At 67.0% G+C, this 21,881-nt stretch carries 22 protein-coding genes; 8 read left to right on the top strand and 14 right to left on the bottom strand.

What is annotated here, in order from left to right:
• Nucleotides 1–143: 143 nt before the first annotated feature.
• The 3 genes from B8W69_RS29790 to B8W69_RS05870 all read left to right on the top strand — a co-directional run bounded on the left by B8W69_RS29790 (nt 144) and on the right by B8W69_RS05870 (nt 2,453).
• Complete coding sequence (locus tag B8W69_RS29790; protein ID WP_007772513.1) at nt 144–308, top strand: hypothetical protein; 165 nt, start codon at nt 144–146, stop codon at nt 306–308.
• Nucleotides 309–1,790: an alpha,alpha-trehalose-phosphate synthase (UDP-forming) gene (locus tag B8W69_RS05865; protein ID WP_085288973.1), complete on the top strand. Its 1,482-nt coding sequence runs from the start codon at nt 309–311 to the stop codon at nt 1,788–1,790. It begins immediately after the preceding gene.
• 102 nt (nt 1,791–1,892) lie between these two features.
• Nucleotides 1,893–2,453: a hypothetical protein gene (locus B8W69_RS05870; protein WP_439330592.1), complete on the top strand. Its 561-nt coding sequence runs from the start codon at nt 1,893–1,895 to the stop codon at nt 2,451–2,453.
• Between the two features lie 16 nt (nt 2,454–2,469).
• Here the strand turns inward: B8W69_RS05870 and B8W69_RS05875 are convergent, their stop codons facing one another.
• The 12 genes from B8W69_RS05875 to B8W69_RS05930 form a co-directional block, all read right to left on the bottom strand.
• Entirely contained in the window at nt 2,470–2,961 is a 492-nt protein-coding gene (locus tag B8W69_RS05875; RefSeq protein WP_085288975.1) for an Rv1363c family protein, read from the bottom strand.
• Nucleotides 2,961–3,668 (bottom strand): Rv1363c family protein, encoded by a 708-nt coding sequence (locus tag B8W69_RS05880; protein WP_085288976.1) that lies wholly within the window; start codon nt 3,666–3,668, stop codon nt 2,961–2,963. Before B8W69_RS05880 ends, B8W69_RS05875 begins: the two co-directional genes overlap by 1 nt.
• Complete coding sequence (locus B8W69_RS05885) at nt 3,668–5,395, bottom strand: virulence factor Mce family protein (protein ID WP_085288977.1); 1,728 nt, start codon at nt 5,393–5,395, stop codon at nt 3,668–3,670. The genes B8W69_RS05880 and B8W69_RS05885 overlap by 1 nt, the downstream gene beginning before the upstream one ends.
• Nucleotides 5,396–5,407: 12 nt before the next feature.
• Nucleotides 5,408–6,562 carry an MCE family protein gene (locus B8W69_RS05890; protein ID WP_085288978.1) on the bottom strand — a complete coding sequence of 385 codons (1,155 nt, stop codon included), beginning with the start codon at nt 6,560–6,562 and terminating at the stop codon, nt 5,408–5,410.
• Nucleotides 6,559–8,001 carry a virulence factor Mce family protein gene (locus B8W69_RS05895; protein WP_085288979.1) on the bottom strand — a complete coding sequence of 481 codons (1,443 nt, stop codon included), beginning with the start codon at nt 7,999–8,001 and terminating at the stop codon, nt 6,559–6,561. The genes B8W69_RS05890 and B8W69_RS05895 overlap by 4 nt, the downstream gene beginning before the upstream one ends.
• Nucleotides 7,998–9,062, bottom strand: a complete 1,065-nt coding sequence (locus tag B8W69_RS05900) for a virulence factor Mce family protein (protein ID WP_110881847.1) — start codon at nt 9,060–9,062, stop codon at nt 7,998–8,000. Before B8W69_RS05900 ends, B8W69_RS05895 begins: the two co-directional genes overlap by 4 nt.
• Nucleotides 9,052–10,104: a virulence factor Mce family protein gene (locus B8W69_RS05905; RefSeq protein WP_085288981.1), complete on the bottom strand. Its 1,053-nt coding sequence runs from the start codon at nt 10,102–10,104 to the stop codon at nt 9,052–9,054. The genes B8W69_RS05900 and B8W69_RS05905 overlap by 11 nt, the downstream gene beginning before the upstream one ends.
• The gene (locus B8W69_RS05910; RefSeq protein WP_085288982.1) at nt 10,104–11,306 is read right to left on the bottom strand and encodes an MCE family protein; all 1,203 of its coding nucleotides are present in this window, start codon (nt 11,304–11,306) and stop codon (nt 10,104–10,106) included. The genes B8W69_RS05905 and B8W69_RS05910 overlap by 1 nt, the downstream gene beginning before the upstream one ends.
• Nucleotides 11,307–11,326: 20 nt before the next feature.
• Nucleotides 11,327–12,169, bottom strand: a complete 843-nt coding sequence (locus tag B8W69_RS05915; protein WP_085289029.1) for an MlaE family ABC transporter permease — start codon at nt 12,167–12,169, stop codon at nt 11,327–11,329.
• A gap of 19 nt (nt 12,170–12,188) precedes the next feature.
• On the bottom strand, nt 12,189–12,953 hold the full coding sequence (locus tag B8W69_RS05920; RefSeq protein WP_085288983.1) for an MlaE family ABC transporter permease: 765 nt from the start codon (nt 12,951–12,953) through the stop codon (nt 12,189–12,191).
• A gap of 236 nt (nt 12,954–13,189) precedes the next feature.
• Nucleotides 13,190–14,104, bottom strand: coding sequence for a 3-oxoacyl-ACP reductase (locus B8W69_RS05925; RefSeq protein ID WP_085288984.1), 915 nt, complete (start codon nt 14,102–14,104; stop codon nt 13,190–13,192).
• A gap of 44 nt (nt 14,105–14,148) precedes the next feature.
• Nucleotides 14,149–14,340 carry a ferredoxin gene (locus B8W69_RS05930; RefSeq protein WP_007772497.1) on the bottom strand — a complete coding sequence of 64 codons (192 nt, stop codon included), beginning with the start codon at nt 14,338–14,340 and terminating at the stop codon, nt 14,149–14,151.
• Between the two features lie 212 nt (nt 14,341–14,552).
• On the opposite strand from B8W69_RS05930, the gene B8W69_RS05935 reads away from it, so the two are divergent.
• The 5 genes from B8W69_RS05935 (at nt 14,553) to B8W69_RS05955 (ending at nt 19,516) form a co-directional block, all read left to right on the top strand.
• The gene (locus B8W69_RS05935) at nt 14,553–15,734 is read left to right on the top strand and encodes an acyl-CoA dehydrogenase (protein ID WP_065028524.1); all 1,182 of its coding nucleotides are present in this window, start codon (nt 14,553–14,555) and stop codon (nt 15,732–15,734) included.
• Nucleotides 15,735–15,771: 37 nt separating this feature from the next.
• Nucleotides 15,772–16,869 carry an acyl-CoA dehydrogenase family protein gene (locus B8W69_RS05940; protein ID WP_085288985.1) on the top strand — a complete coding sequence of 366 codons (1,098 nt, stop codon included), beginning with the start codon at nt 15,772–15,774 and terminating at the stop codon, nt 16,867–16,869.
• Between the two features lie 5 nt (nt 16,870–16,874).
• Nucleotides 16,875–18,386, top strand: coding sequence for a long-chain-fatty-acid--CoA ligase FadD17 (fadD17, locus tag B8W69_RS05945; RefSeq protein ID WP_085288986.1), 1,512 nt, complete (start codon nt 16,875–16,877; stop codon nt 18,384–18,386).
• Between the two features lie 59 nt (nt 18,387–18,445).
• Nucleotides 18,446–18,664 (top strand): hypothetical protein, encoded by a 219-nt coding sequence (locus B8W69_RS05950; RefSeq protein WP_085288987.1) that lies wholly within the window; start codon nt 18,446–18,448, stop codon nt 18,662–18,664.
• A 138-nt stretch (nt 18,665–18,802) separates the two neighbouring features.
• A complete protein-coding gene (locus tag B8W69_RS05955) occupies nt 18,803–19,516 on the top strand; it encodes a serine hydrolase (protein ID WP_085288988.1) in 714 nt (237 codons plus the stop codon).
• Here the strand turns inward: B8W69_RS05955 and B8W69_RS05960 are convergent.
• Together B8W69_RS05960 and B8W69_RS05965 are read right to left on the bottom strand one after the other, a co-directional pair.
• Nucleotides 19,502–21,052, bottom strand: a complete 1,551-nt coding sequence (locus tag B8W69_RS05960) for an acetolactate synthase large subunit (RefSeq protein ID WP_085288989.1) — start codon at nt 21,050–21,052, stop codon at nt 19,502–19,504. The two genes, B8W69_RS05955 and B8W69_RS05960, sit on opposite strands and share 15 nt — an antisense overlap.
• Nucleotides 21,049–21,876 (bottom strand): amidohydrolase family protein, encoded by an 828-nt coding sequence (locus tag B8W69_RS05965; protein ID WP_085288990.1) that lies wholly within the window; start codon nt 21,874–21,876, stop codon nt 21,049–21,051. Before B8W69_RS05965 ends, B8W69_RS05960 begins: the two co-directional genes overlap by 4 nt.
• Nucleotides 21,877–21,881: the final 5 nt, after the last annotated feature.

Here is a 21,881-nt window from a genome sequence, read left to right on the forward strand (position 1 = left end):
TCCTGCACCACCGCGGCGACGGCCGATCGTGTCTTCGCGAGCGGCGCGGCGAAGCCCTGCAAACCAGCCATAAATGCGGCTAGAGCCCGTTAGCTGGTGAGAACGGCCTGCGACCGGTCGCAGACGTCGCCTACAGTTAAGTCATGCCTACAAAATCTGATCCTGGCGAAATCGGCGACGTCGAGCCGGTGGCCGACGACACTGCGAGCCAGGCCAGGCGGGTCGTCGCGGCGTACGCCAACGACGCCGACGAGTGCCGCGTGTTTCTGTCCATGCTGGGTATCGGGCCGGCGAAACTCGACGCGTAAATGTCTTCCGGGGGAGGGCGGGGCTCGAAGGCAGCCGAATTCGGCAATTCCGACTTCGTCGTGGTTGCCAACCGGTTGCCGGTCGATCAGGAGCGCCTCCCCGACGGCACCACCGCGTGGAAACGCAGCCCGGGCGGGCTGGTCACGGCCCTCGAGCCGCTGCTGCGTCGACAGCGCGGGGCGTGGGTCGGCTGGCCCGGGACCGTCGACGAGGACACCGACCACGATGACGAGCCCATCGTTCAGGACGACCTGGAGCTTCGGCCGGTCAAACTGAGCGCCGCCGACGTCGCCGAGTACTACGAGGGTTTCTCGAACGCCACGCTGTGGCCGCTGTATCACGACGTCATCGTCAAACCGATCTACCACCGCGAATGGTGGGACCGCTACGTCGCCGTCAACCGCCGCTTCGCCGAAGCCACCTCCCGCGCCGCGGCAAAAGGCGCGACGGTCTGGGTGCAGGACTACCAGCTGCAGCTGGTCCCCAAGATGCTGCGCGAACTGCGGCCAGACCTGACCATCGGCTTCTTCCTGCACATTCCTTTTCCGCCGGTCGAGCTGTTCATGCAGATGCCGTGGCGGACCGAGATCGTCGAAGGCCTGCTCGGCGCCGACTTGGTGGGCTTCCATCTGGCCGGCGGCGCACAGAACTTCCTGTTTCTTGCCCGACGGCTGACCGGCGCCAACACCTCGCGCGGGGCGGTGGGAGTGCGGGCGCGGTACGGCGAGGTCGAACTCGAGTCCCGTGCGGTTCGGGTGGGCGCCTTTCCCATCTCCATCGACTCCAGCTCGCTGGACCAGGCGGCGCGGCACCGCGACATCAAGCGCCGGGCCCGAGAGATCCGGGCCGAGCTGGGCAACCCCCGCAAGGTGCTGCTCGGCGTCGACCGGCTCGACTACACCAAGGGCATCGACGTTCGGCTGAAAGCCTTTTCGGAGCTGCTCGCGGAGGGCCGGGTCAAGCGCGACGACACGGTGCTGGTCCAGCTGGCGACACCCAGCCGCGAACGGGTGGACAGTTATCAGCAGCTGCGCAACGACATTGAACGCCAGGTCGGCCACATCAACGGCGAGTACGCCGAAGTCGGACATCCGGTGGTGCACTACCTGCACCGGCCGGTCCCCCGCGACGAACTCATCGCTTTCTTCGTTGCCGCCGACGTCATGCTGGTCACCCCGCTGCGCGACGGGATGAACCTGGTCGCCAAGGAGTATGTCGCGTGCCGCAGCGATCTCGGCGGCGCGCTCGTCCTGTCCGAATTCACCGGCGCCGCCGCCGAACTCCGGCAGGCGTATCTGGTCAACCCGCACGACCTCGAAGGCGTCAAGGACACGATCGAGGCCGCGCTGAACCAATCCGCCGAAGACGGAAGGCGCCGGATGCGCTCACTGCGCCGCCAGGTCCTCGTGCACGACGTCGACCGCTGGGCACGGTCGTTCCTCGATGCGCTCGCCGAATCTCGAACCGGTGACACCGATTAGCTCGCGCGGGCAGGACCCCATGGTGTTGACGCCGGAACGCTGTGATACTCAGGTGCAGCGTCGCACGCGAGGGAGGAGTATCAGGTGAAGCTCCGTCACGGCATGGCCGCGGGTGCCGGCATCTGCACGGCCGTCGCGGTGGGAATCGCGCTGCAGTCCGGTGAACCGGCCAAGGCGCTCGGACCACCGGCCGATGGCACCTACAACTTCAACGAGGCGGGCGTGTCCGGGGTGACCTGGACCATCTCGGCGCTGTGTGATCAGCCCTCGGGCACCCGGAACATGAACGACTATTCCGACCCGATCGTGTTCGCGATGAACTGCGCGCTGAACATCGTGAGCTCGACGCCCGAGCAGATCAGCGCCGCGGACAAGCAGCAGAATTTCGGCGGCCGGGCGCGGATGTCCAGCATGCTGTGGACTTTCAAGGTCGACAAGGCCGACGGTGTGGCATGCCCGGGCGGCGGCACCGCACCCTCCACCGAAACCTTCGCGTTCAGCGACGAGACGATGAGCGGCACCCACACCACGCTGCACGGCGCCGTGTGCGGGATGCAGCCGGGGATGAAGAAGGAACCCTTCTCGCTGGCGATGATCGGTCCGCCGCCCAGCCCGATCAACCGTTACCCGTTGTACTGCAACGGTATTGCGATGTGCTACTGAACGTCGACCGGCGGCGTCAGATCGGCGTGATGTAGGCGATCAGCCACTGCTTGCCGACCTTCTTGAAGTCGACCCGCAACCGGCTGCCGTCATACAGCGGTTGGCGTGACTTGTCCGTCACGGTCCGGTTCATGAAGACCATCACCGACGCCGATTCCCGCTTGGCCGACATCACGCCCACGCCAACGACATTGGCCTGCACGACCACTTCGCGCTTCTTGGCCTCGGGGATGATCTGGTTGTTGGCGCTCTTCTGGAACTCGGCGCGATAGTCGGGGGTCAACAACGGATACGCTGCCGACAGGCTCCGCTCGACGGTTTGGTAGTCGTACGCGAAGACCTCGGGGATCTCCTTAGCTGCCAACCCGGGCAGCACCGCACGCGCCGCCTGCTCGCCGCGGGTCTGCACCCGGTCCCAGTACATCCAGCCGGCCACCGCGGACAACGCGACGAACGCCACGGTTACGAGGTAACCCGCGACGACCAGCAGCCAACGCCGCCATCGCATCAATTACCCCCGTCTGGATATTTCAGGTCGTAGCCGGTCATCTTCCCGGCCTCGTCTTCGTGCACGATGACGCGCAAGCGATAGGGCATGGACGGCTTGTTCACCCCGTCGATGTCGGCGACGGTGACGCGCACCGAGACGAGCACCGACGCGTTATCGCTCACGGCGTCAATGCCTTCCAGTGCGGCGCCATTGATGACGGCCTCCGACGTCGCATTGGTGGAGCGGAACAGGCCCTTGAGGTTCTCGACGTTGTTGTTGGCGCCGAGCATGCCGCGCAACGGGCCGCTGGTGCCGTTGACGAAGCGGTTCACGCTCTCGTCGATGTTGTCCTGCTTGTAGCTGAACATGTTGACCACCGTCTGCGTGGCGGTGTCGACGAAACGCTGATCGCGCGCCTGCGCCGCGGACGCGTGACGCTGCTGAACGAGCAGCGCTGCCACACAACCGGCCAGCGCCCCGACCGCCAACAGTGCCGCGGCGAACGAAATCCACGCGACCAGGGCGCGGTGCGGCTGCCGTCGTGGCGGCGGCTTGATGGACTTGAGGGCCTTGACGGGTTTCGCCGACGGCTTGGGTGCGGCCGGTACCTCGGTCTTGACCGTGACGTCGCGGGCCGGGTCACCCTTGGCCGGGCCCGCCGCACGCGAAGCTCGTCGACGAACCCGCGGCGTGGTCTTCGGTTCGTCTGCCACGGCAGGGTCCATTACATCGGCCTTGGATCAAGCATGAGGTCCACCCAGTTCTCGGCGCCGGAGGTACCGGTGGCGCCGGCCGCGAAGATACCAGTGCCACCCGCCGGATCGACAAACGCGCCGGTCTTCTCGTCGTAAGTCGCATATGCCGGCGGCCCGCTGGCCTGCGGCTGCCCTCCGGGCGGCGGACCCCACGGCTTCTCCGGCCCCGGGCCCGCCGGTGGCGGGTTGATGCCCTCCGGCGGTGCCGGCGGGGGCAGCCACTTCGGATACGGGAGCTGAGGCGGCACCGGGGGTACCCCGGGAGGCTGCCACGAGGTGAACGGCGGTGGCGGCCCGTTGTCGTTGGGCGGCGGGGGGGCGAAGGCCGGCTGCTTGTTCGGCAGTGGCCCCGGCCCCGGCACCACGCCCGGGGGCGGCGGCCCGACGATGGGTGTACCCGGATCCGGCTCAGCGCCCGGCGGGATGTACGGGAAGTGGTTGGGCGGCAACACGTTCAAGCCGTTGGTCACCGGGGTGTCATACGGCACCGGCGGGCCGCGCCACGGGTTGCGGCCGACCGGCACGTAACCCTTCGGATCGCGACACAGCTGGATCGTCGGGGCGCGCTTGCCGGGGAACTCCTGGCACGGGTAGTTGCGCGCGCCGCGCACGGTGCTCGGATCGTTCTGCGCGGTCTTGCAGTACATGTCCTTCGGCAGCTCGCGCACCGTCTCGTCGGCCGGGGTGCGCATCAACGGCGGCGGCAGGAAGCCGACGGCGCACGGCGGCGGGTCGTTGAGGTCGAGCTTGAAGTCCAGCTTGGCGCCCTCATCCTGCGGCGCGCCGCCCGCGGCGGTGGTGATGCCAGCGAACAGCGCCGGCAGGACGACCAGCAGCTGCTCGATCGACTTGTGGTAAATCACGCCGACCCGGCCGAGGTTGGCCAGGCTGGCGGCCAGGGCCGGGAACGAGGGGCGGATGCCGGAGAACGCGGTGCTGGCCTCGTCGGTGGCGCCCGGGGCCGTCGCCAGCGTGTCCCGAAGCTGCGGGTCCGCCTGACGCACCTCGGAGGTGAACCGCGCCAGCCCGTCGGACAGCGACTTGATGTCGCCGCCGGCGCGGATCTGGGCCTGCAGGAACGGGCCTGCCTGATCGATCAATTGCGAGACTTGCGGATAGTTGGTGTTGGCCTCGTCCACCAGCAGCCGGGCGGACTCGTAGAGCCGGGCCATCTCCGGGCCGGAACCGTTTGCCGCGATGAAGGTCTCGTGCAGCAGCTCGCGCAGCCGGGTGTCGCCGAGGCTGTTGACCAAGGTTTCCGAGCGCTTCAACAGGTCGGCGACGTCCTGGCCGATCCGGGTGTTCTGCCGCTGGATGCGGGATCCGTTGGTCAACTTCGTCGATGCCGGCGAGCTCGGGGGCACCAGGTCGATGTACTGCTCGCCGACCGCCGACACGCTCTTGACGGTGGCGGTGACGTTCGACGGGATGGCGGTGCCGCTGTTCAGCCGCATGTCGGCGATGACGCCGTTGGGGCTCAGGCCCACCGACTCCACCCGGCCGACGGCGACGCCGCGGTAGGTGACGTTGGCGTTCTTGTACAGGCCGCCGCCGGCGACGAAATCGGCGCTCACGCCGTAGGTTCCGATACCGAACGTCGCGGGCAGCCGCAGATAGAAGATCCCCATCACTGTCAGGGTGATGGCCGTGATCACGGCGAAGATCGCGAGCTGGATCTTGGTCAGTCTGTCGTGCATCTGCGCCCGCCCCTACCGTCCTGAAGCCGTGCCGGGCGGGATCTTGAACGGATCGGCCGCCTGTCCGGACAGGTTGGCCATCTCGCCGGTCAAGAAGTCGGGCGGGTTGAGGATCTCATTCATGTGGGCCATGTTCGGGTCGAAATACGCGGTGGTGAAGAATGTTTCACCAAGGCGGCGCAGGGTGAGGTCGAAGGTGGTGAACACGTTGAGGTAGTCGCCACGCACGGCCTGCTTGATACCGAAGTTGGGGAACGGGAACGTCAGCAACAACTGCAGCGAAGTGATGAAGTTCCTCCGGTTGTCGTTCAGCGCCTTGACGACCGAATACAGGTCCTTCATGTCGGCGGCGAAGTCCACCTTGGTTTTGGCCAGGATGTTCGAGGTGACGTTCGCCAGTTTGTGCAGCGCGGCGAAGGCCTCGACGATGTGGCCGCGGTTCTTGTTGAGCACGCGAATTGCCTCGGGCAGCGTGTCCAGCGCCCGGCCCAGATTGTCCTTGTCGTGCGCCAGGGTCGCCGAGAATCGGTTCAGTCCGTCGACGGCATCGATGATGTCGTTGACCTGACGGTTCAGTCCCGAGGTCAGCTCCGCGAGCCTGGGGATCAGGTCGACGAACTGGTCCTGGCGGCCGGCGACTGCCCGGTAGGTCTCGTCGGTGATCTCTTCCAGGGCACCGACATTGCCCTTGTTCACCACCACGCCGAGCGCCGAGAGCACCTCTTCGGTAGTGGGATAGCGGCCGGTGTTGGCCTCGGCGATCTTCGACCCGTCCTTCAGCTTGCCGACGGCCGGCTTGTCCTTCGGCCGGGCCAGGTCGATGTGCATCGAACCGAGTAGCGAGGTCTGGGCGACCGTCGCGGTCGAGTTGGCGGGCAGCACCACGTTCTTGTCGAGCGCCAATTTCACTGCCGCATAGAACGATCCGTCGACCCGCTGTTCGGCCGAGATTCCGGCGACACTGCCGACGGTGACGTCGTCGACCATGACCGGAGAGTTCTGCGGCAACGTCGCCACGTCGGGCAGCTCGACGGTGATCGAGTAGGCGCCGCTGCCGTGACCGGCGGTGCCGGGCATCGCCAGCGAGTTCAGCCCGCTGAACTGACAGCCGGCCAGCAGCATGCTGCCGGTCGCCAATCCACCGGCGCGCAACCACATTCGGTTCATCCGCCACCGCCCAAGTCGGCCGCCGGCCCACTGGGTGCCTGGCCCGGAGCCGGACCCGGCAACGGACCGAACGCGCTTCCGGGAGCGGGGCCAGGCGCGGGAGCGGCACCCGCCGGTGCCGGTTGGCCCGGCCCGGGGGCGGCCTGCGGGGCCGTCGGGACCAGCAGGGCCTGCAGATCCGCCGGGTTCTGGGCGGCGGGCGGCGTCTGGGCACCCTTGGCCGGGACCCAGGTCAGCTGCGGCACCGGGGTCGCCGACTTGGCCTGCGTCTCCGGGGTGTCGTAGATGATCTGGCCCTTGTACGCCGTAATTGTGTTGAGCGGGTGGAACATCAGCGGCGGGTAGTTCACGGTGAGCCGGCGCAGCACCGGTCCCAATCGCTCCCGGCAGAGTTCGGCGCGCTTGAAGTAGTCGGGTGCCCTTGGGCCGCTGGCGGTTTCGAAGGATCCACCGCAGATGAACTGCACGGGGTTGGCGAATTCCGGTATTGACAGCAGACCGTTGAGTGTGCCCTGGGCGGGGTCGTAGATGTTGTAGAAATTGGCGATACCCGGGCCCGCGACGTGCAGCACCTGCTCGATGTTGTCGCTCTGGTCGCTGAGCGTCTTCGCGAAGTCGTTGAGGTTGTTGACCGTATCGACGATCGTCGAGTTGTTCTCGTGCAGGAAACCGCGGATGTCCGACAACGCCTTGTTGAGGGTGCCGAGCGTGGTGTCGAGGTGGCGCGAGCTGTCGGCGAGCACCTGCGACACCGAGGCGACGTTGCCGGCGAACTGGACGATCTGCTCGTTGCTGGACGACAGCGCGTTGACCAGCACCTGCAGGTTCTTCACCGTGTCGAAGATGTCGCCGCGCGAATCCCCAAGCCGCCCAGCGGCTTGCGAGAGCTCACGCAACGCGTTGTGGAAGGACTGGCCCTTGCCGTCGAACGTGTCGGCGGCCTGGTTGATCGCCGCACCCAGGGGGCCCTGCATCGATCCGGCCGTGGGTCCGAGTTGCACGGCCAGCTGGGTCAGCGACTCCTTGACTTCGTCCCATTCCACCGGGACCGCGGTGCGGCCCGGGCCGATGCTGGCGCCGTCGGCCATCTCCGGACCGCTGGTGTACGCCGGTGTCAGCTGAATGAACCGGGCCGCCACCAGGTTTGGCGACATGATGATCGCCTTGGCGTCCTTCGGGATCTTCACGTCCTTGCTCACCGACATGGTGATCTTGACGTCGGAAGGCCGCGGGTCGATCGTGTCGATGGTGCCGACCGGGACACCCAGGATGCGCACCTGGTCACCGGGGTACAGGCCGACCGCTGAGGCGAAGTAGCCGACGATCTTGCGGTTGTTCGCTTGCGACGAAAGCACATACACGCCACCCACCAGCACCGCGACGAGCGCGATGATGGTGGCGTAGCGCAGCCCCCTGCTGCCGAGGATTCGCTGCGTCATGGCGACTTCGGCCTGATCACCCAGCGTTCCTGAATCAGGCCACGCAGGTAGTCGGCGAGGCTGGCAGGCATCTTGCCGGGCTGATAGAAGAAGTCGAACATGGTGGCAATCAGCGGCGCCGGGATCACGCCGTAGACGTTGACGTTGAATCCGGGACCCGAACCGACGACCTCACCCAGCTCGGTGGCGTAGGTGGGCAGCCGCTTGAGGGCTTCGGTGATGTAGTCGCGGCGCTCGTTGAGGTTGGACAGCACGTCGTTGAGCTTGTTCAGCGCAGGACCGAATTCCTTGCGGTTATCGGCGACGAAGCCGGAGATCTGCGTGGAAAGGTCCTGGATCCCCGAGATCAGCTGACTCAGGGCGCTGCGCCGTTCGTCGAGGGCGGCGAACAACTCGTTACCGTCATCGACCAGTCTGTTGACCTGGTCGGCGCGCTGCGACAACACGCCGGTGACCGACTTCGCGTGTGCCAGCAGGCTTTGCAGCGCCTCATCACGGCGGTCCAGCGTGCGTGACAGCGACGTCACGCCGTCCAGCGCACCGCGCAACTGCGGGTTGGCGTCGTGCAGGGTGTCGGTCAGGACGTTCAGCGCCTTCTCGAACTGCGGCTTGTCCAGGTTGTTGGCGTTCTGGCCCAGATCCTCGAGCGCGCCGGCGAGCGTGTAGGGCGTGGTCGTGCGGCTGAGCGGGATGGTGGTCGCCTTGCCGCCGCCGGCCGGGGTCACCGAGATGGAGCGCTCACCGAGAATGGTGTCGGTGCGGATCGCGGCCAGCGACTGGTCGCCGACCGCGACGTGGCGGTCGACGCTGAAGCTGATCTTGGCGCTGTCGCCGGCCAGACCCACCGAGGTCACCTTGCCGACCTTGAAACCCGAAACATAAACGGCGTTGCCGGGATTGATGCCGCCGGCGTCGGTGAAGTAGGCGTCGTAGATCTTGCCCTGGGGCCAGAACGGTAACCCGGAGTAGCCGAACGCAATGAGCACGACACACAGAACCAGCACCACGCCGAAGATGCCCGTGCGCAGTGGATCGCGCTCGCGCCTTGAGTTACTTGACAAAAGCGCACCTGCCCTTGCTGGGATCCACCTGGCCACCGAGCGGCAGCAGGATGTCGCTACCGGCCGGGCCATTGATCTTGATCGTCACGGAGCAGAAGTAAATGTTGAAGAACGACCCGTAGGCGCCGAGGGCGGATAACCGCAGATAGTCCTCGCCCAGCTGTTCGACGTCGTTGTTCACCTCGGCCTTGCGGTTGTCCAGTTCGGTGGCCAGCGGGCGGGTGTTCTCCAGGATGCCCTGCAGCGGTCGGCGCGAATTCTTCAGCAGCTGAGTCAGATCCGTCGTCGTCGACGCCAGAGGTGGAATGGCACCGGCGATGTCGTCCTTGTGCTGGGCCAGCCCGGTGATCAGTTGTTGCAGCTGATCGACGCTGGTCGAGAATTGTGCGCTGCGTTGGTCCACGGTCGTCAGCACCGTATTGAGGTTGTTGATCACGTCGCCGATGAGCTGGTCCCGCTGGCCCAGGGCCGAGGAGAACGCGCTGGTGTCGGCCAGCACGTTGGACAACGCGCCGCCCTGACCCTGCAGTAATTGGATGACCGCGCTGCTGATGGTGTTGACCTTGTCGGCGTCAAGCCCTTTGAGCACCGGCCGCAGTCCGCCCAGCAGCGCGTCGAGATCCAGTGCGGGCTGGGTGTGTTGGCTGTTGATCGTCGCGCCGGCCGGCAGCTTGCGCAGCTCCCCGGGGCCCGACGTGATCTCCAGGAACCGGTCGCCGACCAGGTTTTCGTAGCGGATCGCCGCGCGCGTGGACGAATAGAGCGTGTAGCGCTTGTCGACCCTGAACTTCACGTCGATGGTGTTGTCGGGGTTGAGCTTGATGCCCGACACCGCGCCGACCGGCACACCGGCGATGCGCACCTTCTGGCCGGACTTCAGCCGTGACACGTCGGTAAACGTTGCGTGGTAAGTGCTTTCGGGGCCGAAGCGGAAGTCGCCGAAGATTACCACCAGCCCCGCAGACACCAGCAGCATGGCCACCACGAAGATGCTGACCTTGGTCATCATCTCGCGGTGCGACGGCATCCCCGAGTCGGCCATCAGAAGTCGTCCCGTTCCGCGAAGGCGCCGTGGAACAAGAACTGCAGCGTGGAGGGCGCGTCGAACTGCAACTCGGTGAACGGCTCGTACGGGATGTTCGCGTTGTCGGTCACCAGGAACGGGGAACGGAAGAACGATCCGCCGGTCTGCTTGGTCGGAATGTCAGGCAGCCCACGGCAGTTCGGGCCGCCCGAGGCGTTCACGATCGGCAGCGATTCGGGGTAGGTATAGGAAGGAGCACCCAGCACGAAGCTCGACGACGTGAACAGGCCTGCCTTGCGGACACCGAGCAACGGGGCGAATTCCTTGATACCGCGCTCGACGCCGGCGAACAGGCAGCCGAGTTCCGGCGAGTAGTCGGCGGCCACCTTGAGCGGGGCCCGCAGCCGGTTGATGGTAGCGATGAAGTCCTCTTCGGCAGGGGCCAGCGTTTCATACGCGTTGTTCGACAGGCCGATTGTGGCCAACAGCGTGCTGTCCAGGTTCTTCTGCTGGTCCACAACCGTCTTGTTGATCGTCGGCAGGTTGTCGATCACGGTGGTCAGGTCCGGCGCCGCGTCGGCGTAGACGTTGGCCACCACCGCGGTCTTGCGGAAGTCCTCCTGCAGCGCGGGCAGCTTCGGGTTCGCCTGGCGCGTCAGCGTATTCAGGCCGGTCAGGATGCCGCCCAGGTCGTCGCCGTGGCCGCGCAGGCCTTCCGCGAACGCGCTCAGCGTGCCGTTGAGTTCGACGGGGTCGATCTTGTGCAGCAGGTCCATCAACGACTGGAACAAGGTGTTGACTTCCAGCTGCACCGAAGAGGCCGCCACATGCGCATCCGGACGCAGCGACGTCGGCGAGGGAGCCTGCGGCGGAATGAATTCCACGGCCTTGGCACCGAAAATGGTGTTACCGGCGATGTGCACCGTCGCGTTGGACGGGATGAAACGAATGTCGTCGCTGTTGATGCCCAGCGTCAGCCGCGCCTGGTCACCGGAATAGTCGATGGTTTCGACCTTGCCGATCTGAATACCCCGGTATTTGACCTTGGCGCCCTTCTCCATCACCAGCCCGGCCCGGGGTGCTGACACCGTGACGGTGTCGATCGACGCGAAGGCCGCTGTGTAGGAAAGGTAAGTCAGCACAGCGAAAGCCACAATCAGGCTGGCCAGCACTGCTGCTGCCAGCCGGACGGTTGTGCGTCGCGCGTCTGTTTCTGCCATGTCCCTTTTAAGCGGTCCTCTTATCCGGAGAGGTTGAAGTTACCGGACGCCCCATACACAGCGAGCGAGATGAACAATGTAATGACGACCACGACGATCAGCGAAGTACGCACGGCCTGGCCGACCGCGATCCCGACGCCGACCGGACCGCCGTTGGCGTTGTAGCCGTAATAGGTATGTATGAGCATCACCGCGATCGACATCACGATCGCCTGCAGGAACGACCACAGCAGGTCCGACGGAATAAGGAATGTATTGAAGTAGTGGTCGTAGAGCCCCTTTGACTGCCCGTTGATGTACACCGTGGTGAAGCGGGCGGCGAAGAACGCGGCCAGCACGGACAGCGAATACAGCGGGATGATCGCGATGAGGCCGGCGATCAGGCGGGTCGATACCAGGTAGGACACCGAGTGCACCGCCATGCATTCGACGGCGTCGATCTCCTCGGACACCCGCATGGCGCCCAATTGGGCGGTGGCGCCGGCGCCGATGGTGGCGGCCAGCGCGATACCGGCGATCACCGGCGCGACGACACGGACGTTCAGGAATGCCGACAGGAATCCCGTCAGCGCCTCGATGCCGATGTTGCCCAGCGACGAATACCCCTGCACGGCAATGACACCGCCGGAGGCCAGGGTCAGGAAGGCGGCCACACCGACCGTGCCGCCGATCATGACGAGCGCTCCCGCGCCCATCGTCATCTCGGCGATCAGCCGGACCGTCTCCTTGCGGTAGCGGGTGATCGCGTTGGGGACATACCGCATGGTCTGCCCGTAGAACAACGCCTGCTCGCCGAAGTCGTCGACGGGCTCCTGCAGCCGGGTGAAGATGCGGCGGAACCGCAGTGTTGCGTCGTAACTCATGGCGTGCGCACCCATCCCATCACTTCGCCGAGATCCGCACGCCGATGGCGGTCATCACCACGTTGATCACGAACAGACAGATGAAGGCGTAGACCACGGTCTCGTTGACCGCGTTGCCGACGCCCTTGGGCCCACCCTTGACGGTGAGGCCGCGGTAGCAGCCCACCATGCCGGCCATCACGCCGAACAGCAGCGCCTTGACTTCGGCCAGCACCAGCTCGCGCAGGCCGGTCAGCACTGTCAAGCCGTTGATGAACGCGCCGGGGTTGACGCCCTGCAGGAAGACGGAGAACACGTAGCCACCGGAAAGACCGATGGCGCACACCAAGCCGTTGAGCAGCAGGGCCACCACCGTGGAGGCCAGCACGCGGGGCACGACCAGCCGCTGGATCGGGTCGATGCCGAGCACCCGCATCGCGTCGATTTCTTCGCGGATGGTGCGAGCGCCGAGGTCGGCGCAGATCGCGGTGGCACCGGCGCCGGCCACGACGAGCACCGTCACCACCGGCCCCAGCTGGGTGATGGTGCCGAATGCCGTCCCGGCGCCGGACAGGTCGGCGGCGCCGATCTCGCGCAGCAGGATGTTGAGGGTGAAGGCGACCAGGACCGTGAACGGGATGGACACCAGCAGCGTGGGGACCAGCGACACGCGCGCGATCATCCACGTCTGGTCGAGAAACTCACCGATTTGAAACGGCCGGCGGAAAGCCGCGCGGCCTGTGTCCAACATCATTTCGAAAAATCCGCCGACGGCGCGGGCGGGAACCGCAAGTTGTTCCCTCAACGCGGTTCCCCCCTCGGTCTGGTCTCGGCGAAGTCTATGTGTGGCCTTTGCGTCGTCTACGGTCCCATGCGGCTGGGTGTGAGCCGGATCATATTAACTCAGAACAAGTTGACCATGTCAATGAACAGGGCTTCCTTATCCGAACCGTTAATTTGCCAGCTCAGAAGCACTTGTCACGTGTAAAACTGACACACGTTCTACTGGCGATTCCCCCCCGGTCAGCCAGCCTTTTAAGGCTATTGCTCCATCAGTGCGCCCGCGGAGAAATTGTGCTCAGGATCACGGCCAGCAAAGTAATCCTGCAGCGTCGAACTCAGCTGGGCAGGGTCCCAGGCGGGGCCCTCGGCGCTGAATTTCCGCTCCGCGGTCGGCGCAGCGACCAATGTCACCTGTGGACCGTAGACGATGAAGACCTGACCGTTCACCTCGGCCGCCGCCGGGGACGACAGGAACTGCACCAGATTGACCACATGCTCGGGCGACAGCGGGTCGATGCCGCCCGCTTCCACCTTGGGTGCGTCGCCGAAGACGTCGGCCGTCATCGCGGTGCGCGCACGTGGGCAGATGGCGTTGGCGCACACGCCGTAGCGGCCCAGCGCCCGCGCTGCCGTCAGGGTGAGGGAGATGATGCCCGCCTTGGCGGCGCCGTAGTTCGCCTGCCCCACCGGACCGACCAGCCCGGCCTCCGAGGCGGTGTTGACAATGCGCCCGAAGATCTGGCCGCCGGCGTCCTTGGCCTTGTTGCGCCAGTAGGTCGCCGCATTGCGGGTCAGCAGGAAGTGACCGCGCAGGTGCACGGCGATGACCAGATCCCACTCCTCGTCGGACATGTTGAACAACATCCGGTCGCGAGTGATCCCGGCGTTGTTGACCACGATGTCGAGGCCACCCAGCGAGTCGGCCTGAGCAACCAGTTCGTCGGCGGTGGAGCGTTCGCTGATGTCGCCGGCCACCGCGACGGCCTTCGAACCGGCGGAGTTGATTTCGTCGATGACGTCGGAGGCGTCCAACGCCGCGGCGATGTCGTTGACGACGACGGTCGCGCCCTGGCGTGCCAGGCCGAGCGCCTCGGCGCGTCCCAAGCCCGCGGCCGCACCGGTCACCACCGCGACCTTTCCGGAGAGATCGGTCACGTTCGTGCTGCTAGTCAATTTATGAATACCTCTAGTTTCGGGTTACGCGCTCTGGGCTCGCATTAGTCGCCGCGCTGAAGTGCCGCGCGCGGGCATTCGGCGATCGCCTGCTCGGCCAGTTGCTCCTGATCGGCGGGAATCGGGTCGAGCTTCACCACGGCGTAGTCTTCGTCGTCCAGGTCGAAGATATCTGGCGCAATTCCCAAGCACACTGCGTTACCTTCGCATCGGTCACGGTCCACGATCACCCGCACAGCACCCTCCTTGAACCTGGCCTTCACCTGAGGACACGCCTCATCAGTATGTAGGTCCACCATAGGGCCCCGACACATCTGGCGAAACGGTCGCTGGATTCCCAGACTAGAACGTGTTACAACCGGGGAGGCGAACGGGTAGCCGTTGGTCGAGCTGCAGCCTGTGACGAGGCTTGTTACTCCGAACGTCGTTAACCTCAAGGACGGCCGAAATGCGTATCAGTTACACCCCCGAACAAGAGGAGCTGCGTCGCGAGCTGCGGTCGTACTTCACCGAGCTGATGACCCCCGAGCGCCGCGAGGCGCTGACCTCCTCGGGCGGCGGCGAGGTCGGCACCGGCACCGCCTACCGCGACACCGTCGCGCAGATGGGCAAGGACGGCTGGCTCACCCTGAACTGGCCCAAGGAGTACGGCGGCCAGGACCGCTCCCCGATGGACTCGCTGATCTTCACCGATGAGGCTGCCATCGCCGGCGTGCCGGTGCCGTTCCTGACCATCAACAGCGTGGCGCCGACGATCATGGCGTTCGGCACCGAGGAACAGAAGAAGTTCTTCCTGCCCAAGATCGCGGCGGGCGAGCTGCACTTCTCCATCGGCTACTCGGAGCCCGGCGCCGGCACCGACCTGGCCAACCTGCGCACCACGGCGGTGCGCGACGGTGACGACTACGTCATCAACGGCCAGAAGATGTGGACCAGCCTGATCGCCTATGCGGACTGGGTGTGGCTGGCCGTGCGCACTAACCCCGAGGCCAAGAAGCACCGCGGCATTTCGATGCTGACCGTGCCGACGACCGCCGAGGGTTTCTCCTGGACGCCGGTGCACACCATGGCCGGCGTGGACACCAGCGCCACCTACTACTCCGATGTGCGCGTCCCGGTGACCAACCTGGTCGGCGAAGAGAACGGCGGCTGGAAACTGGTGACCAACCAGCTCAACCACGAGCGGGTCGCGCTGGTCTCGCCGCAACCGATCTTCCTGGCCCTGCGCGAGGTTCGCGAATGGGCGCAGAACACCAAGGACGCCGGTGGCGCCCGGCTGATCGACTCGGAATGGGTGCAGATCAACCTGGCCCGCGTGCACGCCAAGGCCGAAGTACTCAAGCTGATCAACTGGGAACTCGCCTCGGCGGCAGACGAAGCGCTGTCACCCGCCGACGCGTCGGCGGCCAAGGTGTACGGCACCGAGCTGGCCACCGAGGCCTACCGGCTGCTGATGGAGGTGCTGGGTACCGCCGCAACGGTGCGCCAGAATTCGCCGGGCTCGTTGCTGCGCGGCCGGGTCGAACGGATGCATCGGGCCTGCCTGATCCTGACGTTCGGCGGCGGCACCAACGAAGTGCAGCGCGACATCATCGGCATGGTCGCCCTAGGCCTGCCCCGGAACCGCTGAGCCGCTGAGCCGCTACGGAATAGAAGGACGGACGTTCATGGATTTCACCACCACCGAAGCGGCGAACGACCTCGGCAACCTGGTCGACACCATCGTGGACTCGGTATGCACCCCCGAACACCAGCGTGAGCTCGACGGGCTCGATCAGCGGTTCGACCGCGACCTGTGGCGCAAGCTGATCGACGCCGGCATCCTGTCCAGCGCCTCGGCTTCATCGCTGGGCGGCGACGGTTTCGGCGCGCTCGAGCAGATCGCGATCCTGGTCGCGCTGGGACACCAGCTGGCGGCGGTGCCCTACCTGGAGTCGGTGGTGCTGGGTGCCGGAGCGCTGGCCCGGTTCGGCTCCGAAGAGCTGCAACAGAGTTGGGGCGTGCCGGCAGTCAACGGTGAGAAGACGCTCGCCGTCGCCCTCGACGGCGAGATGGGCGACGGCCCCGTGCAGGCCGTCGGCGCCGGCGGCGGGTACCGGCTGACCGGAACCCGCACCCAGGTCGGCTTCGGCCCGGTGGCCGACGCGTTCCTGGTGCCCGCCGAAACGGACTCCGGCACGGCGGTTTTCCTGGTCGCCGCCGACGCCCCCGGCGTCACGGTGACCGCACTGGAAACCACCGGCCTGGGCAGCGTCGGGCGCCTGGCCCTGGATGGGACCGAGGTGGACGAGGGCCGCAAGGTCGGCGGCGCCGAGGTCGTGACGTGGCTCGGCACGCTGGGTACCTTGGGCCGCAGCGCTTTCCAGCTCGGGGTGCTCGAGCGGGGCCTGCAGATGACGGCCGAATACGCACGCGAGCGTGAGCAGTTCGACCGCCCGATCGGCAGCTTCCAGGCGGTGTCGCAGCGACTGGCCGACGGCTACATCGACGTCAAGGGGCTGCGGCTCACCCTCACCCAGGCGGCATGGCGGGTCTCGGAGGACATTCCGGCCGAGATCGACGTCGCCAGTGCGGCGTTCTGGGCAGCGGACGCCGGTCATCGGGTGGCGCACACCATCGTGCACGTGCACGGCGGCGTCGGCGTCGACACCGATCACCCCGCGCACCGCTACTTCCTGGCCGCCAAGGAGACCGAGTTCGCCCTGGGCGGTGCCACCGGGCAGCTGCGCCGGATCGGCCGGGAGCTGGCCGAGACACCCGCTTAGGCGCAATGGATCTCACCGATGAATTGACGGTCGCCAAGCTGCTGGCGCCGCTGACCGAAATCGACGACCGGGGTATCTACTTCGAGGACTCGTTCACCAGCTGGCGCGATCACCTGCAGCACGGTGCCGCCATTGCCGCGGCGCTGCGGGCGCGGCTCGACCCCGGCCGGCCGCCGCATGTCGGCGTGCTGCTGGAGAACACCCCGTTCTTCTCGGCGATGCTGGCGGCGGCGGGAATGTCGGGGATCGTGCCGGTGGGGCTCAACCCGGTGCGCCGCGGCGAGGCGCTGCAACGCGACATCGCAAGGGCCGACTGCCAACTGGTGCTGGCCGACTCGAAGTCGGCTGAGACGCTCGGCGACATCGAGCATCTGAATGCCGACTCCCCCGCCTGGGCCGACGAGATCGCCGCGCACCGCGACGCGCCAATCTCTTTTCAGAACGCCTCGCCGGCGGATCTTTTCATGCTGATCTTCACGTCAGGCACCAGCGGCGAGCCCAAGGCAGTCAAGTGCAGCCACGGTAAGGTCGCGATCGCGGGCGTGACCATGTCACAGCGCTTCGACCTCGGCCGCGACGACGTCTGCTATGTGTCGATGCCCCTGTTTCATTCCAACGCGGTGCTCGTCGGCTGGGCGGTGGCGGCAGCCTGCGAGGGCTCGATGGCATTGCGGCGCAAGTTCTCCGCCTCGAACTTCATCGTCGATGTGCGCCGCTACGGCGCCACCTACGCCAATTACGTGGGCAAGCCGCTGTCGTACGTGCTCGCCACGCCCGAGCGTCCCGACGACGCGGACAACCCGCTGCGCGCGGTCTACGGCAACGAGGGCGTGCCCGATGACATCGAGCGCTTCGCACGCAGGTTCGGGTGCGTTGTGCAGGACGGATTCGGCTCCACCGAAGGCGGCGTGGCCATCGCGCGCACGCCCGATACGCCGGCGGGTTCACTGGGCCCGCTTCCCGACGGCATCGACATCATCGATCCCGACACCGGCGCGTCATGCCCGCCGGGCGTGGTCGGCGAACTGGTCAACACCGCGGGGCCGGGGCGTTTCGAGGGTTACTACAACGACGAGGCGGCCGAGACCGAGCGGATGGCCGGCGGGGTGTACCACAGCGGTGATCTCGCCTACCGCGACGACGCCGGGTACGCGTACTTCGCTGGACGGCTGGGCGATTGGATGCGGGTCGACGGCGAAAACCTTGGTGCGGCCCCGATCGAACGGGTGTTGCTGCGCCACCCCGACATCGCCGAGGTCGCGGTGTACCCGGTGCCGGACGCGGTCGTCGGCGACCAGGTGATGGCCGCGGTGGTGATGGCGCCGGGCACCGAGTTCGACGACGGGAAGTTCCGCGCCTTCCTGGCGGAGCAGCCGGACCTGGGACCCAAACAGTGGCCGTCGTACGTGCGGATCAGCGCCGAACTCCCGCGGACGGTGACGTTCAAAGTGCTGAAGCGACAGCTGGCCGCCCAGGGCGTCGACTGCGGCGACCCGGTGTGGAAGATCCACCGTTAGCCGCCCGAGGGCGGGCGTTGCCGCCTGATGCGTGCTCCTGGCAGTAAGCTCAGCGGTTGATGAAAATCCGCGAAGTGATCGCCGGCTCGATCCTGGTCGGGTCGCTGGGCGCCGCCGCGCTCGGGCTGGGTGCGGTCCCCGCCGCGGCGGAGCCGCCCCCGCCGCCCCCGCTGCCGCTGGTGTGGTCACCGCCGACGCCGGACCCCGAACGGTGGGAAGCTCCTCCCCCGCCGGAGCAAGGGCCGCCGCTGCCGCCGCTCCCGCCACCGGCGGGCTGACGACCTTGCCCCGCACACGCCGCAGATGAATGCGGGGCCGCAAATGAAAATGCCGCAAGGACAAGGAGACGCGATGGTGGATGCGCCGGTCGCCCACCTCGGCGTCATCGTCACGGACGCGGATAGGGAAATCAGCGCATGACCGCACGGCCTCTCGAACTCGCGCTGGAAGCCAGCTTCGAACAGCTCTCCGACGCGGCACCGGCGAGCGTCGGCGTCGCGATCGCCCGGCCGGACAGAACGTTTTCCCTGGGCAGCTGGTGGTCGGGCGTGGCATGGTCGACCATCAAGGTGCCCCTGGCGATCGCGGCGCTGCGCAACGATTGGCTGGGCTCGCGCGAGCTGGTGGTGAAGGCCATCACCGAATCCGATAATCGCGCCTCCGAACAGTTGTGGTCGCAACTGGGCGCGCCGATGGACGCGGCGCGGCGGGTCCAGGGCGTGGTGGCCGAAGGCGGTGACACCGCGACGGTGGTCGAATCGCGGCGACTTCGCCGTGGCTTCACCGCTTTCGGCCAAACCCAGTGGAGCTTGCAGCGCCAGGCGCGATTCGCCGCGGAGCTGTCGACCATCCCCGATGCCGTGGAAGTGATCGACCTCATGCAGCGGCTGGTCGCCGGCGACCAGTGGGGGCTGGCCGCCAAAGGCCATGCCGCGAAGGGCGGTTGGGGCCCGGGCGTGCATGGCGGGTATCTGGTCCGCCAGTTCGGCATCGTCCCGACGCCGTCCGGCCAATGGGGTGTGGCGCTGGCAGCGGACGCGGACGACGGCGCGTTCGAAACGGGCGTCGAGGTAGTCAATACGATGACGGACTGGCTGCTGAGCCGGCTGCCGACCCTAGCCCGTTATTGACGGCACCACGGCGTCGATCAGGTGCGGTCCGGGTTCGGCGAAGGCGGCGCGCAACGCGTCGGCCAATTCCTCGGCGGTGGTGACGCGCCGCGCGGGCACTCCCATGCCCTCGCTGATCTTCACGAAATCCATTGTGGGGTCTGATAAATCGAGCAGCGCGAGCGCTTCGGGCCCGGGCGCGGACCCCGCGCCGACGCGTTGCAGCTCAATCCGGAGGATGTCGTAGGCGCTGTTGTTGTACAGCACGGTGGTCACGTTGAGGTTCTCGCGGGCCTGGGTCCACAATCCCGAAATCGTGTACATCGCCGAGCCGTCGGATTCCAGGCACAGCACCGGACGGTGCGGGGCGGCCACCGCGGCGCCCACCGCGGCCGGGATGCCGTAGCCGATCGCCCCACCGGTCAGGGTCAGCCAGTCGTGCGCCGGCGCGCCGGCCGTCGCCCCCGCAAGCAACACACCGGAGGTGTTCGACTCGTCGACCACGATCGCGGCTTCGGGCAACAGCGCCCCGATCACGTCGGCGGCCGACGCGGAGGTCAGCGGACCCGTCGGCAGCTGCGGACGCGATGCGGGCGCCACCGGCGCTTCGGTGCCCGGTGCCAGCTGATCGGCCAGGGCGATCAAAGCGTCTGCCGCGCCGCTGTATTCGGCGAGCACATGCACCTCGCAGCCGGCCGGTACCAGATCGCTGGGCATGCCCGGGTAGGCGAAGAACGACACCGGCGACTTGGCGCCGGCCAGCACCAGATGCTTGGCGCCGTCCAGCTGGGCCATCGCGGCCTCGGCGAAATACGCCAGCCGGTCGACCGCGGGGACGCCGGCGCCGCGCTCCAGCCGGGTCGGGAAGGTCTCGCACAGCACGCGGGCGCCCGTGGCCGCCCCGATGCGGGTGGCCGCCGCCAGGCCCGCGTGGCGGGTGGCGTCGCCGCCCACCATGATCACCGTCGGCTCCCCGGAGCGAAGCACCTCGAGCACCTCGGGCGCCAGCAGCGAATCGGCGCCCGTCGGCTGCGTTTCCAGGTTGGAGAACAGCTGGGCGCCGTCGGACCAGGACACGTCGGCGGGCAGGATCAGCGTCGAGATCTGCGAACCCCACCGGCTGGCCGCGATGCCCTCGACGGCGTCGGCGGATACCTGGGAGGCGTCACTGGTTCGGCGCACCCATCCCGAGACGGTGCCGGCAAGCGCGTCGATATCGGATTCCAGTGGGGCGTCGTACTTCTTGTGATACGTGGCGTGGTCGCCGACCACCACCACCATCGGCACCCGCGCGCGACGGGCGTTGTGCAGGTTGGCCAGGCCGTTGCCCAGCCCGGGGCCCAAGTGCAGCAGGACGGCGGCCGGGCGATCGGCGATGCGGGCATAACCGTCGGCCGCGCCGGTGGCGACCCCCTCGAACAACGCCAGCACGCCGCGCATCCGCGGCACGGCGTCCAGTGCGGCGACGAAGTGCATCTCCGACGTGCCCGGGTTGGCGAAACACACGTCGACGCCCCCGTCGACCAGGGTGTTGATCAGGGCCTGGGCACCGTTCACTTCATTACCTCCAGTCGGAAAACTCGTTCGGCGTTGCCGCGCAGGAAGTCTCGGCGAGCGTCGTCGGTCAGCCCGAGTTCGTCCAGTCCCGCCAGCGCGTGCTCGTGGGTGATCATCGGATAATTGGTGCCGAACAACACTTTTCGCTGCCCAGTTCCGGTCTTCATGAACCGGACGAGTTCGTCGGGCAACCGCTTGATCGTGTACGCCGAGGTGTCGATGTAGACGTTTTCGTGCTTGCGGGCCACCGCGACCATCTCCTCGGTCCACGGGTAGCCGACGTGGCCGCAGACGATCACCAGCTCCGGGAAGTCCAGCGCCACCTGGTCGATGTAGGGAATCGGCCGGCCGGTCTCCGACGGGCGCAGCGGGCCGGTGTGGCCGACCTGGGTGCAGAACGGTACGCCGGATTCCACGCACTGGGCGAACAGCGGATAGTAGCGACGATCGGTGGGCGGGGCATTCCACAACCACGGCACCACCCGCAGCCCCACGAATCCCCCGTCGGCGATGCGGCGCCGCAACTCCCGGACGGCTGCCATCGGCCGGTCCAGGTCGACGGTGGCCAGGCCGGCGAGCCGGTCCGGGTGCGCGGCAATCCATTGCGCCACCTCGTCGTTGGAGACCAGGTCCGCTCCGCCCGGCCCGCGCCAGGCGCTGAGCACGCCCAATTCGACGCCGGCGGAGTCCATCGACGCCAGGGTCGTCTCGATCGGGATGTCGGTGTCGGGGATCGTCCCGCCCGTCCACCGCCGCAGGGATGCCAGCATGTCGCTGCGCAGGAACCGCGCAGTCGGATGCTGCATCCAGACATCGATCGTCATGCGAT

It is taken from the genome of Mycolicibacterium vulneris (assembly GCF_002104765.1).
Classification (GTDB): Bacteria; Actinomycetota; Actinomycetes; order Mycobacteriales; family Mycobacteriaceae; genus Mycobacterium; species Mycobacterium vulneris.